The 13,902-nt window shown below is 68.3% G+C and carries 15 protein-coding genes; 5 read left to right on the forward strand and 10 right to left on the reverse strand.

All coding sequences use genetic code 11. The features are described 5' to 3' along the window. Positions 1–34: 34 nt before the first annotated feature. The 5 genes from DIZ26_RS17000 to DIZ26_RS17020 are packed head-to-tail and all read right to left on the reverse strand — an operon-like array spanning position 35 to position 6,031. Positions 35–1,087 carry a pyridoxal-phosphate dependent enzyme gene (locus DIZ26_RS17000; RefSeq protein ID WP_198676140.1) on the reverse strand — a complete coding sequence of 351 codons (1,053 nt, stop codon included), beginning with the start codon at positions 1,085–1,087 and terminating at the stop codon, positions 35–37. After that, complete coding sequence (locus DIZ26_RS17005; RefSeq protein WP_112242425.1) at positions 1,084–2,751, reverse strand: ABC transporter ATP-binding protein; 1,668 nt, start codon at positions 2,749–2,751, stop codon at positions 1,084–1,086. The genes DIZ26_RS17000 and DIZ26_RS17005 overlap by 4 nt, the downstream gene beginning before the upstream one ends. Then, positions 2,748–3,527 (reverse strand): ABC transporter permease, encoded by a 780-nt coding sequence (locus DIZ26_RS17010; RefSeq protein ID WP_232828405.1) that lies wholly within the window; start codon positions 3,525–3,527, stop codon positions 2,748–2,750. The genes DIZ26_RS17005 and DIZ26_RS17010 overlap by 4 nt, the downstream gene beginning before the upstream one ends. Before the next feature lie 32 nt (positions 3,528–3,559). Continuing rightward, complete coding sequence (locus tag DIZ26_RS17015) at positions 3,560–4,498, reverse strand: ABC transporter permease (protein ID WP_112242429.1); 939 nt, start codon at positions 4,496–4,498, stop codon at positions 3,560–3,562. Next, positions 4,499–6,031 carry an ABC transporter substrate-binding protein gene (locus tag DIZ26_RS17020; RefSeq protein ID WP_112242431.1) on the reverse strand — a complete coding sequence of 511 codons (1,533 nt, stop codon included), beginning with the start codon at positions 6,029–6,031 and terminating at the stop codon, positions 4,499–4,501. Between the two features lie 219 nt (positions 6,032–6,250). Here DIZ26_RS17020 and DIZ26_RS17025 point away from each other — a divergent pair, with 219 nt between their 5' ends. Next, the gene (locus DIZ26_RS17025; RefSeq protein WP_157979741.1) at positions 6,251–7,432 is read left to right on the forward strand and encodes a DUF6236 family protein; all 1,182 of its coding nucleotides are present in this window, start codon (positions 6,251–6,253) and stop codon (positions 7,430–7,432) included. Here DIZ26_RS17025 and DIZ26_RS17030 read toward each other — a convergent pair. The 5 genes from DIZ26_RS17030 to DIZ26_RS17050 all read right to left on the reverse strand — a co-directional run bounded on the left by DIZ26_RS17030 (position 7,426) and on the right by DIZ26_RS17050 (position 10,835). Then, entirely contained in the window at positions 7,426–7,965 is a 540-nt protein-coding gene (locus DIZ26_RS17030; protein WP_112242435.1) for a MarR family winged helix-turn-helix transcriptional regulator, read from the reverse strand. The genes DIZ26_RS17025 and DIZ26_RS17030 overlap by 7 nt on opposite strands. A 45-nt stretch (positions 7,966–8,010) precedes the next feature. Next, positions 8,011–8,991: a copper resistance D family protein gene (locus DIZ26_RS17035; RefSeq protein ID WP_112242437.1), complete on the reverse strand. Its 981-nt coding sequence runs from the start codon at positions 8,989–8,991 to the stop codon at positions 8,011–8,013. Next, on the reverse strand, positions 8,988–9,500 hold the full coding sequence (locus DIZ26_RS17040; protein ID WP_112242439.1) for a copper resistance CopC family protein: 513 nt from the start codon (positions 9,498–9,500) through the stop codon (positions 8,988–8,990). The genes DIZ26_RS17035 and DIZ26_RS17040 overlap by 4 nt, the downstream gene beginning before the upstream one ends. 2 nt (positions 9,501–9,502) lie before the next feature. Next, positions 9,503–10,180, reverse strand: coding sequence for a YcnI family copper-binding membrane protein (locus DIZ26_RS17045; protein WP_112242441.1), 678 nt, complete (start codon positions 10,178–10,180; stop codon positions 9,503–9,505). A gap of 61 nt (positions 10,181–10,241) precedes the next feature. After that, positions 10,242–10,835 (reverse strand): hypothetical protein, encoded by a 594-nt coding sequence (locus DIZ26_RS17050; RefSeq protein ID WP_157979742.1) that lies wholly within the window; start codon positions 10,833–10,835, stop codon positions 10,242–10,244. Positions 10,836–10,979: 144 nt separating this feature from the next. On the opposite strand from DIZ26_RS17050, the gene DIZ26_RS17055 reads away from it, so the two are divergent. The 4 genes from DIZ26_RS17055 (at position 10,980) to DIZ26_RS17070 (ending at position 13,881) form a co-directional block, all read left to right on the forward strand. Then, a complete protein-coding gene (locus DIZ26_RS17055; protein WP_112242445.1) occupies positions 10,980–11,507 on the forward strand; it encodes a SigE family RNA polymerase sigma factor in 528 nt (175 codons plus the stop codon). Position 11,508: 1 nt separating this feature from the next. Then, complete coding sequence (locus DIZ26_RS17060; RefSeq protein WP_112242447.1) at positions 11,509–12,207, forward strand: hypothetical protein; 699 nt, start codon at positions 11,509–11,511, stop codon at positions 12,205–12,207. 49 nt (positions 12,208–12,256) lie between these two features. Beyond that, entirely contained in the window at positions 12,257–13,102 is an 846-nt protein-coding gene (locus DIZ26_RS17065) for an ROK family protein (RefSeq protein ID WP_232828406.1), read from the forward strand. Positions 13,103–13,179: 77 nt separating this feature from the next. Next, on the forward strand, positions 13,180–13,881 hold the full coding sequence (locus DIZ26_RS17070) for a pentapeptide repeat-containing protein (protein WP_112242448.1): 702 nt from the start codon (positions 13,180–13,182) through the stop codon (positions 13,879–13,881). Positions 13,882–13,902 lie beyond the last annotated feature (21 nt).

Here is a 13,902-nt window from a genome sequence, read left to right on the forward strand (position 1 = left end):
GGGCGGGCAGCCTTTCAGCACTGGGGCACAAACTCTAATGCGACGGAGTCGCAGATGGAAACTCTTCGCGCCGGAGTTGCGCCGCCCCGCGCCGGTCCCAGGACATCGCCGACCAGGGAACCGCGAGGTCGTCCAGCGACTCGATCTCGCGCGGTCGCATCGCCTGCATCGGCCGCGCCTCGGCATGCCGGGCAAAAGCCGACTCGACGTACCGCGTGCCGGTGTCGGCCGCGAGGAAGACGTGCTGCCGGCTGCTGTCGCAGTTGTGCTCCCACAAGGCGGACAGGTACGCCGCGCCCGCGGACAACCCGGCGAACACCCCCGAGGTCCGGAGCAGATCCACCGCGGCCGACATGGCGTAGTCGAAGGAGACCCAGTGCAGCCGGTCGTACAGGTCGTGCCGGACGTTCCTGAACTCGATCGAGCTGCCGATCCCGGCGATGATCATCTCCGGGTCCTGCGTGTGCCCGGCGCCGAAGGTGATGCTGCCGAACGGCTGGACGCCGACCAGGTTCACGTCCCGCCCGCGCCGGCGCAGGAACTCCGCGATCGCGCCGGTCGACGCTCCCGTCCCCACCCCACCGACCAGGCACAGCGGTCCGGTCGGCACCAGCTCGGCGACGAGATCCGCGACCGCGCCGTACCCGAGGTAGTGGATGTCGTCATGGTATTGCCGCATCCAGTGGTACGTCGGGTTGTCGCGCAGGATCTCGCCGATCCGGCGGACCCGCAGGTTCTGGTCCAGCTGCAGGTTGTTCGACGACGGCACCTGCTCGATCGTGGCGCCGAGGATCTCGAGCTGGATCTTGAGTGTCCGGTCGACGGTGGTGGAGCCGACGATGTGGCACTTCATCCCGTACCGGTGACAGGCCAGCGCGAGCGCGTGCGCGTAGATCCCGCTCGACGAGTCGATCAGGGTGTCCCCCGGCTTCACCGCGCCGCTGTCGAGCAGGTGCCGGACCGCGCCGAGCGCGGAGTACACCTTCATCGTCTCGAACCGCAGGCAGATCAGCTCGTCGCCCACGCGGATCGGGTCGGGGTCCTTGATCGCCTCGGCCAGATGATCGTGCAATCGGGACGGCGTCATCGCTGCGGTTCGCTCCTCGTGTCGGCACAACTGGTCAGCACGGGCGGAGGTTCTGCTTCTGGTACTACGGTTTCCGGTACTGCGCCTTCCGGTACTGCGCCTTCCGGTACTACGTCTTCCGGTACTGCGGGCGTGCGCGGCCCGGGATCCGGATCGGACGCCGCGACTCCGCTGCGCCCGAGCCGCGCGGCCCTCACCAGCCGCTCGGTGATTTCGTGAGCCGGCTTCGCCATCACGGTTGCCGGCGGTCCTTCCTCAACCACCCGGCCGACCTCCAGCACCAGCACTCGATCGGCGACCGCAGCGACCAGCCCGAGGTCGTGGCTGATCCAGACCAGGGCCATCCCGCTGTCTTGCAGCTCGGTCAGCAACTCGACCACCAACGCGGTTCCGTGCTCGTCGAGCGCTGTCGTGATCTCGTCGCAGATCAGCACGTCCGGACGGGCGAGGAGGGCTCGCGCGATCGCCGCTCGTTGGAGCTCACCGCCGGAGAGCTGACTGGGCGGTCTGGCGGCCACCATTGCCGAGACGCCGAGACGAGCAAGCGTGGCAACGGCTTCGGCCTTCGCATCGACGCGGCTCACCCCGCGCAGGCGTTCCGCAGTACGGGCTACCTGGTCGTCGACGCGACGTCGTTCGTCGAAGGAGCCGCGGACTTCCTGCCAGACGTATTGGACCCGGCGAGCTTGCTCGGCGGACCGCTTCCGCAGCACGGGAAGTGGCTGATCGGACAGGGTGATCCGGCCGGTGTGCCGTTCGTGCAGGCCGGCCAGACAGCGCGCCAGGGTGGTCTTGCCGCTGCCGGAGCGGCCGACGACACCCACGCAGCCACCGGGTGGCACGGTCAGCTCAACCTCCTGCAGGATCGGATCTCGTCCGCGAGCACGCAGCGACGCGGTCAGGTTCATTGCCTGGAGCAACGGTGTTGGCGTGCCGGTGGTTCCCGGTCGCGGCCGGAGTTTTGTTGCGGCTGGAAGAACATCGGTGCCACCGGCATCGATCACCCGGCCCGCGTCGAGCACCACGACGTACTGCGCCAGCGCGCGGACCAGCTCGAGATCGTGACTGAGCAACAAGATGCCCAGTCCTTGTCCGGTCAGCTCCTTGAGTTCGCTCACCAACTGCAGCCGGGTGATGGAATCCAGCCCGGTGCTCGGCTCGTCCAGGACCAGCACCTTCGGGCGACAAGCGAGCGCCTGCGCCAACGCGATCCGCTGCCGTTGCCCACCGGAGAACTGATGCGGAAATCTGCGCTGCGTACTGCGATCACCCGGCAACTGCGCGGCTCTCAACGCCTCCACCACACCGTCTGCTCCGTGGTTGTGCAGCCTGCTCAACTCACCGATCGCCGTACCGATCCGCCTCGCCGGATTGAGAGCACTCCCCGGATGCTGCGGCATGTAGGCAACCACCCGCCCCCGGACCGCGGCCGCGTCGGCACCGTTCGACATCAGATCAATGCCGTCTACTCTGACTTCACCCGACAGACGCACACCTCTGCCGTGCTCGCCCAGCAGGGCAAGGGCTGACGTCGTCTTGCCCGAACCTGACGCACCGACCAGCGCCGTCACCTGTCCTGGCCAGACCTTGAAGTCCACCCCGTCGACGAGAACGGCTGTCCCCGCCACAGCAGACAGTCCACGCACTTCTACCAGCGGTTTCATCTGTCCACCACCTCCGTCGCTGTGCGGCGCGAGCGGTGCACCAGCCGATCCGCGAGCAGGTTGAACCCGAGGGTGAACGCGACCAGCATCAACGCCGGCGCGACCACGGCCCACGGCTGCAACAGCACGCCCTCCCGGTTGCGCGAGACGCTGACTGCCCAGTCAGGTGCGGTCGGACTCAAACCCAGGCCGAGAAAGTTGACCGAGGCAACAAGGAAGACGGCCAGCGTGATCCGCGTGCCCAAGTCGGCCGCGACCGGTCCCAGGACCGAGCGACCGACGTACCCGACCTGGATGGCGACCCAACTCTCGCGCTGCATCCGCAATGCCTCGACCACCGGTCCGCTGGCGGCATCCAACGCGGCCGCACGCACCAACCGGGCCACCGTCGGAACGTTGACCATGGCAACGGTCAGGGTGATCGCCGGCGGCGAGGCCCGCCAGCCGACGGCGACGACACTGATCACCAGCAAGGACGGCAGCGGCAGCAGTACGTCGAGGGGCCGGATCAGCACCTCGTCGACCCAGCGATGCCGCGTCGACGCGGCGACCAGCCCGATCGTCCCGCCGACCAGATAGGCGATCGCAACGGCACCCACCGCCATCCCGAGCGCAGTACGGCCACCGACGAGTAGCAATTGGACCACGTCCCGCCCGAGCCCGTCCGTCCCGAGCCGAACGCCGCTCTCGTAGGGCAGACCCGGCTTGGCCTCCAGTGGCACGAATGGACCGAAAACCGCCACCAGCAAGGGAATCAGCACCAGCACAACGGACACGGCCAACGGCGTACGGGCTCTCCACGAAGCGATCATCGGAGGAGCTCTGTTCTCGGGACGAGGCGGTTGCAGACGAGATCGGCGGCAAGGTTGATCAGCAGGGCGGCGACGGCGAGCACCAGCGTCAGGCCTTGCACCACCGGCACATCGCGGGTCTCGACACCGTCCACCAGCGCGGTCGCGAAGCCTGGGATCGCGAAGATCGCCTCCACGACCAGAACCCCACCCAGCAAGGTGTCCCCCGTCCGCGCCAACTCCTGCACACCGGGCACCGCCGCATTGGGCAGCACATGCCGCAACAGCAACTGCCGCCGCGGAACGCCGAGCCGCCTGGCCTGTACGACGTACTCCGCGTTGAGCGCGTTGATCGTCCCGGCCCGGACTTGCCGCGACAGCAGACACACCGTCCGTCCGAGGAGCACCGCGACCGGCAGGACGAGCAGCGCAGGGTTGGCCGGCAAGTCGCCACCGACCCACGTCGCTGGAAGCCACCCCAGCTTCAGGGAGAACAAAGTGATCAGCACGACCGCGATGACGAAGTCGGGGATGGCACTCAAGGCGAGGGTGATCGACGTGATGACTCGATCGAGCCGCCCGTTCTCGCGAGTGCCCATCACCAGCCCGAGGACCACGGCGAGCGGGACGACGACTGCCAACGTCGCCAGCGTGAGCACCAACGTCGCGCCGACCGACGCCTTCACGATGTCGGCGACCGACCCGCCGCTGATCAGCGAGGTCCCGAGATCGCCGGTCAGCACGTTCCCGAACCAATGCGTGAACCGCTCGATCGCCGGCTCGTCGAGGCCGAGTTGCGACCGCAGCCGGGCGACCTGGTCAGGCGTGAGCGTCTCGGTGAACCGCATGTCGGCCGCGTCGCCCGGCAGCAGCGCGGTCAGGAGGAACACCAGGATCGACAAGACGGCCAGTTGGATCACAGCCAGGGCGGCCCGCTGCGCGGCGTACGACCGCATTCAGGCCAGCCACACCTTGTCGAAGCGGCCGGAGTCCAGCGTGTTCGGCGGCACCGCCTGGACGCCCTGCACCCTCGACGAGATCGCGACCAGGAAGTCGGGATGCCCCCACGCGAGGATGCCACCATCGTCCCGCAACGTCTTCTGCAGTACGGCGTACTTCGCGGCGCGCGCCGCCTCGTCCGTCTGCACCTGGGCAGCCGCGAAGGCCGCATCGAAGGCGGCCCGGCGCCAGTGCGTCACGTTGAACGGCGACTTGGTCAGCAACCGATCGGTGATGTACTGCGGGATCGGCATCGCGCCCGAGCGGTGGCTTCCGATCACTCCCTTGGTGAGCAGGTCTTTGGCATAGGTCTGCGCGCTGCCGGTCGTCACTTTGAGCTTCACGCCGGCCTCGGCGACCTGCTCGGCGAACAACGTGGCCGCCTCGACGAATCCCGCGGAGGCGTCGGAGGTGAAGATCTCCACCTCCTTGCCGATCAGGCCTGCCTTCTTCAGCAACGCCTTGGCCTGGTCGACGTCCCGCTCCCGTTGCGGCAGGTCGGCCGGGTAGTACTGAAACCCCTTGCCGAACAGATCGTTGCCCACGGCACCGCGTCCGGCGAGCACGACGTCGACCAGCCGCTGCCGGTCCGCGAGCAACTTGAAGGCCAGCCGAACATCGGGATTGTCGAACGGCGGCCGATCGACCTTCATCACGAACGCCTGCGTGGTCGAGCCTTTCGCCGCGACGATCTTCACCGTCCGGCCGGCCTCCGCGGTACGGGCGAAGGTCGCGGTCATCTCGTTCGCGTACTCCGCCTGCCCACCCTGTACTGCGTTCGCCCGGGCTTCGGCATCGGCGGAGAGGATCTGCAGTTCCTCGATCTTCGCTGGTCCGTCCCAGTAGTCCTCGAAGCGGGTGGCGACCATCGAGCGGCCTGCCTCGAACGAGGTGAACCGGAAAGCACCGGTGCCGTTCGGTTCGGAGGGGTTCTTGAAGCCGTCGCGGACGATCTGGGTGCCGATTCCGGCCAGCAGGGCAGGGAATTCCGCGTTCGGGGCCGCCAGGGTCAGCTCGACCGTGCGCTTGTCGATCGCCTTGCAGCGGCGGAGGTCGAGGGCAGCGAGGGAGGACTGCGCCACCCGCTCGGGTGCGTTCGGATCGGCGATGCGGGCGAGGCTGTAGAGCACGTCCTGGCTCGTCAACGGCTTGCCGTCATGGAAAGTGGCGTCCCGCAAGGTGAATCGCCAGGTCGTGGCCTGCGCGTCGGGCTCCCACTTCGCCGCGAGTCGCGGTACCGGCTTGAGATCGGGGCCGAGTTCGACCAGCTTCTCGTACAGGGCTTTGTGCCGGGCGATGTCGACGAACAGGCTCTGCAGATGCGGATCGAGCACCTCCTTGGCACCACCACCGGCGAACACCGCACGCAGCCGGCCGCCGGACTTCGGAGCCGCCGCGGGGCTGTCGGCCGAGCCGCAGCCGCTGACCGCGGCAACGGCCAAACCGCTTGCCAGGCAGAGGAATCCTCGTCTGTTCAGAGCTTCGGACATCCGCATTTCCTTCACGGTAAGTGGGCTCCGGCGAGGAGTGGTCGCCGGCTCGAATCCTGCCGTTAATGAAAATCGTTGTCAAATTCAGGCGCATCTGAACGGACGCCACACATTCTTCCGCCACCCCCGATCCCCTCGCCGACCGTAACGGCGTGTCACCACTACCTACCCTTGAGTACTCGTAGTCACCGCGCGGCCGCTGTATCCTCGCGTCGAGGCATGGATGAACCAGGGGGAAGGGCGATGCACGAGGCCGGCTTGTACTTCCCGTTCATTCACGTCCGCGACGACGACTGGCTCAAGCTGGCACTGCTCTACTGGCCGCGGCTCTACCGGTTGGTCCCACCCGACTACCAGACGAACGACAGCCGGACCGCCCGCGAATTCGATGCTGCCGGTCTGCTCCACACGATGGAGCCGATCAAGGACACCGACGCCAACGCGTTCTTCGAAACCTTGCTCGCGAACGTCGACAAGCTCGGCGACTACACCACGGCGCGAGCCAAAGCAGAGTCCGCGGGTCGGCGTCTGCCTACCTCGTCAGCCGATGGACCTGTCGAGGGCGACCTTGCCTTGATCCACAGCGCGAAGCTCAGCACTTCCTTCGTCTACGAGCTTCGGCGCGCGGGCCTGGCGGAACTCCGGACGAGGCTTCCCGGCGGCCATCGGTGGATCGGCGTGCACCCGACCCTCGGGGCCGCCTACATGACGGCGCTGGCCAACGAGCTCGGCAGCCGACTGCGGCTGGAGCCGTTGACCGACCAGACGGATCTGCGCATCGCGGCTCCGAACAACGGCATAGCGTCCGCGCTCGATCTCCTGCTCGGCCGGTCCGCCGATCACCGTCCTGACCCGGCAACCGGGGTCGATGAGTACGTGATGCTCGCCCTCCAGTGCGTCCGGCCGAAGGCGATGGGGCAGGTCCCGGCCGAGCAGATCGTTGATTGCCGGGAGAACCTGGCCGCCGAACTCGCCGACTTCCGGGCCTTCGTCGAGACGCAGAAGCAGGAACTGACCGCCATCACCGCCTTGCCGCCCGGGCAGCGCAAGCTCGATGCGTTCGCCGACCACGTGCACGACACTGTCGAAGCGCCCCTGCAAAGACTCGAACGCGGACTCCAATTGCACAAGCTGGATACGGTGCGGACGATGCTCGTCACCGGCACGCTGGCAGCTCCGCCACTGGCGGGCATGGCACTGGAACAGCTAGGGGCAGGTGGCACAGTCGGGATGTCGGTCGGCACAGTCGCCGCGATGGGAGCCGCCTGGTGGCAGGTGCGCGCGGCCCGGGAGTCCGCCCGTGCGAAGTCCCCGCTCTGCTACTTGCTCGACCTCCGCGACGAGCTGACCCCGAAGACCATCGCCGGCAGGTTCCAGCGGATTGTGAAAGGCGCCTACTGACCGCTCTGGGCGACCAACGACCGGCCGTCTTCAGGGGACGAGACGTCGCCGTCGGACAGATCGGCGCGGCAGAGGTCGCGGGCCGGCAGATTGGTGCGGATGCGGTCGAGGAGGGTGATGAGGGTGTCCTGCTCTTCGATGGTGAGCTGGTCGAGCAGGTAGGCGCGTACGGCGGCGACGTGGTCGGGTGCGGCGGCGGCGACGGCGGTGCGGCCGGCGGCGGTCAGGTGGATCATCGAGCCGCGGGCGTCGGATTCGCATTCCTCCCGGGTGACCAGGCCGCGCTTCTCCATCCGGCTGACCTGATGCGACAACCGGCTGCGCTCCCACCCGATCGCCCGGCCGAGATCGCGGGTTCGCAGTACACCCTGCGGCGCATCCGACAGCGGCTGCAGCAGGGCGTACTCCGCCCCGGACAGTCCCGAGTTCTTGATCAGCCGCGTCTCGAGCGCGCTGAGCAACTCGCGGTGGCTGTCACGGTACGACTGCCACAGATGCGCCTCGCGCGCATCGAGCCACCGAGTCTCGGCCATCCACCCATCGTAGCGGCCGTCGTTGACATATCACCTAGCTCGGACTCACGGCGTGCGCGACAGTGCGACCGCGAGCCCCACCGTCGCCGCCATCAAGATCACCTCACCGGCGGCCAACCGCCAAAAGGCAGCCGGGCGATCCGCGAGAGCCGGCAGCGTGGCCCTGCGATGCCACCACCCGATGAACACGAGCGCGGTGAAAGCAACAGCCTTCGCGAAGACCAGAGCGCCGTACCCGCTGGTCACCCATTGCGTGATCAGCCCCCAGCCGTCCGCGCGCCCACCCAGATGGATCTCCCCCGTCAGCAACCCGGTCGCGCCGACACACACAGCGCAGACCAACGCCAAGGCACTGAACCGCTCGACCGCAGTCCGTTCTCGCGTGTACCGCAGAAGCGCACCCAGCCCACCTATCCAAACCGTCACAGCGAACACATGGACGACAAGCGACCCGGTCGCCAGCACCGACCAGAAGGTGGTCCGCTCGATCGCCCCGTGCCCGTTGAGCAGCGGCCCCACGAGGGCGGCCGCTGCCAGACCAAGGCAGACCCGCGCGGTAGCGACCGTCCGGCACCCACTGAGCACCACCGCAAGGATCGCTGTCAGCACGATGGTGACCGCCAACGCCCTGACCTGATTCAGGCCACCGGCGAGCTCAGCATGTTCACCAAGATGAGACAGCGGTACGCCGAGGATCACGGCCGCGGTTGCCACCAGTCCCCCGAGACTCGCGACCGCCCACACCCCAGCGACGACGGCCGCGTCCTGAACCGCTCGAAGTCCTTGCCCAGCAAGCTTTCCGCCATCACCAGGCAACAGGACAACAGCCGCGAGCAGGGCCCCCACGCAAGCGATGGCAGCAAGATCAGCCACCAACCGCAGTACAGGAAGGGCCCAGGACACCGGCATGCTCGCGCCCGAAAGCCCCGCAGGCAACGGCTTCGGCGCACCTCCGGCCGCCAGCAGGGCAACTACCAGTACTACGGTGCCTGCGGCAACTACTCCGACCCCGAGAAGCTTCCTCATTGCGACGCGGGTCGACGCCGAACGATCACGATCGCCAGCGCGACGACCACCAGCATCACCAGCACCATCGCGACGATCACCACGACGTTGGACTTGTTCTGGGCGGCCGTCGGCTGGTTCGTGACGACGCCGCCCGGAGCATGCCCGGCATGCGTCACGGTGAAGCTCGCACTGACCGTGATCGGATGTCCGTCGGCAGAGACGATCCGGGCGTCGACGGTGTACTTGCCGGCCTCGATCATGGCACCGACCGGCTGAGTCACCTTGTTGTCGATCACCTGGATGTCGCCGGTGGACACGTTGTTCCCGGAAGGCGACTTCACCTGAACCTCGGCGCCGGTCGACCCGACCGGCTCGTTGAACGTCAGCACCACCTGCGTCGGCGGCGCCGCCATCGTCGAACCGTCGGCAGGCGACATCGACTCCAGCTTGGCGTGCGCCGCCGCCGGCCCGGTGGCAACCACCAGGGCCAGCAGCGACGCGACCAGTACTGCGATCAGCCGGCGCATGATTACGGCTTCGCCCGCCGCGACCGCAGGCCGAACCCGAGCCCGAGCAGACCGACGAGCAGACCGGCGCCGCCGAGGGTCCGGGCGACGTTGTCCGGCTTCGTCTCCGCCGTGGTCGCGGCGACCGGAGTGATCGCGGCGGCCAGCTTCAGCGCCGGCGCCGGGTGCTCCGGCTTGTCCGCGCCGTCCTTGGCGAGCTCCTCCCACTTCACCACCTCGCCGTCACTGTACGTCTGGACCGCCGGGAAGCTGAGCGAGTCGACGCCTTCGGGCAACCGGCCGACGGACAGCGCGAACTCGTCGAAGTCGTTCGGCGGTACGCCCGCAGTGCCGGGCACCGCGGTCCAGGTGACCGTCGTGATCTCCTCGGTCAGCGTGACATCGCCGACCTTGACCGGCGCGGCCAGCTTCTCCTTGGTCTTCTGGACCTTCCAGCCGTCCTTCACCTGGGCGCCGACGCTGGCGAACGGATGATCCTTGGGCAGCGTGACGACCAGCTTCGTCGTACCGGCTGTCTCGGACTCGCTCGGGACCCGGAACACCAGTTTGGCGTAGCCGCCCGGCTTGGCGTCCGGCGAGGACACGGTGACGTGGGCCGACGCCGAGGTGGCGGCGCCGGCCAGGACGAGCGCTGAGGCCGCGGCGATCGCGGCAGCGCGGAGTACGAATCTCTTGGGCATGACTGTGGAACCTTTCGCGGACACACGAGTTCAGCCGGTCCGCGGGGTTTCCCGGAACCGGTCAGGACGAGGCGAAGAGCACGTGTCCGACAGGCGGCCCGCGCCGCGATCCGTTCGAGTTCAGCCACCGCTGGGTCAGCGACGGCTCCGGTACTGCGGTCAGCGGGCGACGGGCGGCCGGTACGACGACCAGGCCGCCCGGGAGCTCGGGGACCAGGCGCGCGAGGATTCGCAGTACGCGAACGGCCCAGTCGTGGGCCCGACCGACCACGAAGATGCCTGCGAGCAAGGCCAGCAGGTGGGTCGCCGTCATGGTCAACGCGCTGTGCGCCGGCGACTCGGTTGCCCCAGGCATCGGCATGTCCATCGGCATCGCCATGTCCATCGGCATTTCGTGGGCTTGGGCGACCGGCTCGGAGTGCGTCGAGTTCAGCGTGAGGTGGACGACGAGCTGCACCGCAGCCAGCACTCCGACCGCCTGCGCCCGACGCCCGGCGACGAACTCACCGAGCAACCAGCACGCGGCTGCGAGCGCGAGAAGCTGTGGAACGACAGCGAGCGGGACCGACGCGCCGGAGACCAGGACATGCCCGCCCACCGCGACCGCGACGCCAAGCGTCACGACAGCGGAAGTCGCACTCGTCTCGGCACGCAAACCGGTCACCTTCGTCGTCAGGGCGGACAGCCGCTGTCCATCGTTCCACAAGCTCTACGATCAGGCAGGCGCGAGTAGTTCCGGGCCATGCAACCGATTCCGCCCTCACCACGTTCATAACCCGACAACACGAAGGGATGACGGGTGAAGACCAGCGCGGAGAGCGAGTACGTCGAGTTCGTGACGCACCACGCCGACCGGTTGTGCCGTACGGCGTACCTCCTGTGCGGCGACTGGCGGCGAGCCGAGGACGCGACCCAGGAAGCACTGATCAGGCTCTATCGGGTCTGGCCGCGGATCCAGCGGAAGGGCGGGATCGGCGCCTACGCCCGCAAGGTGGTGGTCTCGACCACGCTGGACGGGCTCCGGCCGCGATCCAGCCGGGAGGTGGTCGGCGGTTCGACGTACTTCACCGCGACGGCGGATCCGGACGACCGGATCGCTCTGGCCGAGAGCCGGCTGGTGATCGTCAGGGCACTCGCTCAGCTGCCGCCCCGGCAACGCGCGTGCGTCGTACTCCGGTACTTCGACGAACTCTCCGTCGACGAAACGGCAGCCGCCCTCGGTTGCCGTCCCGGCACCGTCAAGAGCCAGACCACTCGAGCTCTCGAGCGGCTCCGAGCCGAACTGGCCCCTTCGACCCTCAGCGACTTCGCCGGACATGGAGGCTGACATGACCCAGGATCTCAAGACCCGACTGGACGAGGCCACGGACCGCCCGACCGCCTTCGTTCCTGACCTCGACCACCTGCTGGCCGCCGGTCGCCGTCGCGCCCGCTCCCACTTCGCGGTCACCATCGCAGGCACGGTGGCAGCGGTTGCCGTCGCAGCGACCGCCGGGGCGATCGCCCTGAACCAGGGCGGCGGCAGCGGACCCAACGTTCTCCCGGCACCACCGGCCGGGCAGGCAACAAGCGCTACGCCGACCACCACGACGAGGTGTTTGGACGAGGCAGGCCAGCCGTCGCCGAAAGGCGCGGACAAGTGGGAGTCGATGGTGACCGTCAAGGACAAGTACGGGTCCAGCACCGTACGCCGCTCCGCGGGGCAGCTCGCCTTCTGCAGCGAGTTCTCCGGCAAGCCGACCATCGTCACCCAGCAGGTGATGCTGCCCAGGTCGTCGGTCTGGCTGATGTCCGTCTGCCGAACCGATCCGTCCTGCACCGACATCGTGACGGTCTTCATGGGCCGGCTGCCCGCCAACGCGGTACGGGTTGCCGTGACCCCCGCCGGCGGCGGCAAGCCGGTCGACGCGACGACCCGCAAGGGCTTCTTCGCGTATCGCTGGATCGACGTACCCGATCTCAGCCGACCGGCGACGGCCAGGATCTACGACAGCGCCGGCCGGGAACTGGGGCACTACCGAGTCTGAGTTGCCTTGCCCTTGGCAACCGGTCTGCTTCGTCGGGGATGATGGGCGGATGCGTGTGTCGAAGGACGTGGCGGTGCTGGAGATCGGTGGGAGTCATGTGACCGCGGCTTCCGTGCGGCCGGGGTCGTGGCAGGTCGAGGTGGTGCGGCGGGCAGCGCTCGACTCGAAGGGGTCGGCCGAGGCGATCGTCGAAGCGTTCGCGGTGGCGGCCAAGCAGTTGCCGTTGGCAAATGGTTTGGTGGTGGCGTTGCCGGGGCCGTTCGACTACGAGACCGGGGTTGCCGGGTATCGGCTGGACAAGTTCGCCGCGCTCTACGGGCTGGATCTCGGGGCGGCACTGCGGAAGTCGCTCGGAGTCGAGCGCGTGGTGTTCCTGAACGACGCCGAGGCGTTCTCGGTCGGCGAGTGGACCGCGGGCGAACTGCGTGGTCAGGAGCGCTGCGTCGGCGTCACCATCGGGACCGGGATCGGCTCGGGCTTCCTCGCCGACGGCCGGGTCGTCCGGATCGGCGACACCGTGCCGCCGGGCGGCGAGCTGTACCGCACGGAGTACCGCGGAAAGCCGCTCGAGGGCTGGATCTCGGCCCGCGCGATCCTGCGCCTGTACTCCGAGCGCGCGGGCTCCCTGCCGCAAGGCTGGGGCGTGAAGGAGGTCGCCGATCACGCGCGGGGCGGGGACGACGTCGCTCGGCAGGTGCTGCTGGATTGCTTCGGGGTGCTGGCCGAGGTGGTGGCGTCGTGGGTCACCCGGTTCGGCGCGAGCCGCGTAGTACTGGGTGGTTCGATCTCCGGGGCGTTCGATGTGGTCGAGTCGGTGTTCTCGTTCCCTACGACGGCGACGGCCGATACCGAGCACTCGGCGATCCTCGGTGCGGCCGCACACTTCACCCGCTGACCCCGGCTGGTTGGTGGACGGCTGGTACGCCGTCCGCGCCGGCTCGGCTTGGGGGTGGCGGCGGCTACGGTGATCGGATGGCCGCTCGCAAACCCGCTGTCCGGATCGCCGTACCCCGTCTTCGGGCTCAACTCGACGCGTACGAGGTGGGACCGGACGGGTTGGAGGACGAGGACCGACTGACCGACGTCACCCTCGACGAGCAGAATCTCAGCGACGTCGTCGCCCAGCACGTGGAGATCAGCGGCGGGCGGCTGACCCGGTGCAACTTCGGCGGTTCGGACCTCGAGAAGGCGATCCTGGTCGACGTCGTCCTCGATCACTGCGATCTGGCCAACGCCCGCTGGTCGGACGCGTCGGGGACCCGGCTGGCGGTGACGTCGTCCCGGTTGACCGGGTTCGCCGGGCCTGGGCTGAGCCTGCAGCATGTGACGATCCGGGATTCGGTGCTCGACTTCGCCTCGTTCCGGTTCGCCAAGTTCGTGAAGGTGGAGTTCACCGACTGCCGCCTGCAGAACGCCGATTTCGTCTCCGCGGACCTGACCGGCACCGTCTTCCGCCGCTGCGACCTCACCGGCGCCGAGTTCTCCCAGGTCCGCGCCCCCGGCGCCGTCTTCGTCGACTGCCGCTGGGACGGCACCAAAGGCATCGCCAGCCTCACCGGCACCAAGATCGCCAACACCTCCCCCATAGACACCCTCGCCGTAACCACCGCCATGGCCACCGCCCTGGGCATCACCCTCACCGACCCCACCGACCACCCCGAAGCCCCCGCCTGACCCTGGCGAAGGCGAGCACCC

It is taken from the genome of Kribbella monticola (assembly GCF_003261635.1).
GTDB classification, from domain to species: domain Bacteria; phylum Actinomycetota; class Actinomycetes; order Propionibacteriales; family Kribbellaceae; genus Kribbella; species Kribbella monticola.

Coding starts and splice junctions, on each gene's coding strand:
- DIZ26_RS17030 (WP_112242435.1), bottom strand. CDS start 7,965: ATGGCCGAGACTCGGTGGCTCGATGCGCGCGAGGCGCATCTGTGGCAG.
- DIZ26_RS17070 (WP_112242448.1), top strand. CDS start 13,180: ATGGCCGCTCGCAAACCCGCTGTCCGGATCGCCGTACCCCGTCTTCGG.
- DIZ26_RS17065 (WP_232828406.1), top strand. CDS start 12,257: ATGCGTGTGTCGAAGGACGTGGCGGTGCTGGAGATCGGTGGGAGTCAT.
- DIZ26_RS17000 (WP_198676140.1), bottom strand. CDS start 1,087: ATGACGCCGTCCCGATTGCACGATCATCTGGCCGAGGCGATCAAGGAC.
- DIZ26_RS17025 (WP_157979741.1), top strand. CDS start 6,251: ATGGATGAACCAGGGGGAAGGGCGATGCACGAGGCCGGCTTGTACTTC.
- DIZ26_RS17005 (WP_112242425.1), bottom strand. CDS start 2,751: ATGAAACCGCTGGTAGAAGTGCGTGGACTGTCTGCTGTGGCGGGGACA.
- DIZ26_RS17045 (WP_112242441.1), bottom strand. CDS start 10,180: ATGCCCAAGAGATTCGTACTCCGCGCTGCCGCGATCGCCGCGGCCTCA.
- DIZ26_RS17035 (WP_112242437.1), bottom strand. CDS start 8,991: ATGAGGAAGCTTCTCGGGGTCGGAGTAGTTGCCGCAGGCACCGTAGTA.
- DIZ26_RS17015 (WP_112242429.1), bottom strand. CDS start 4,498: ATGCGGTCGTACGCCGCGCAGCGGGCCGCCCTGGCTGTGATCCAACTG.
- DIZ26_RS17020 (WP_112242431.1), bottom strand. CDS start 6,031: ATGTCCGAAGCTCTGAACAGACGAGGATTCCTCTGCCTGGCAAGCGGT.
- DIZ26_RS17060 (WP_112242447.1), top strand. CDS start 11,509: ATGACCCAGGATCTCAAGACCCGACTGGACGAGGCCACGGACCGCCCG.
- DIZ26_RS17040 (WP_112242439.1), bottom strand. CDS start 9,500: ATGCGCCGGCTGATCGCAGTACTGGTCGCGTCGCTGCTGGCCCTGGTG.